Consider the following 483-nt stretch of genomic DNA (forward strand, 5'->3'; position numbering starts at 1 on the left):
GGATTGAATAGATGCTTGATTTGGGACAGGTCCGTTCATTTGTCGCCGTCGCCACCGAGCTGAATTTCACCCGCGCAGCCCGGCGTTTGAATATGACCCAGCCTCCACTCAGCCGGCAGATCAAGCTGCTGGAGCAGGAACTCGACGTCACACTCTTCGAGAGAACCAGCCGCAGTGTCGTCCTGACGCCGGCAGGGGTAGCGTTTCTGGCGGAGGCACGGAAACTGCTTGAACAGGGAGATGCAGCGGTAACCGCGACAAGAAGGGCAGCACGCGGGAGCGCGGGAGCAGTGAAAATCGCCTTTGTCGGCGCCAGCACCTATAGTTTCCTGCCGAGGTTCATCAGTCGGGCGCGTACTGCCGCGCCTCAGGTCGAACTCGAACTGGTGCAGATGGAAACGGCCGAGCAGCTTCAAGCGATCAATGCCGGCGATATCGATCTCGGACTTTCCCGCCCGCTTACCGGCAATCATCATCTGGAAA

Annotated in this window: 1 protein-coding gene; it reads left to right on the plus strand. The window is 59.2% G+C overall.

The window, feature by feature from the left end; genetic code table 11:
- Positions 1 to 11: 11 nt before the first annotated feature.
- Positions 12 to 483: LysR family transcriptional regulator (locus ACIK7D_RS27750; RefSeq protein ID WP_400158175.1), on the plus strand; the 472-nt coding region annotated here is incomplete at its 3' end.

Source organism: Agrobacterium sp. P15N1-A (assembly GCF_044626815.1).
GTDB classification, from domain to species: domain Bacteria; phylum Pseudomonadota; class Alphaproteobacteria; order Rhizobiales; family Rhizobiaceae; genus Agrobacterium; species Agrobacterium leguminum.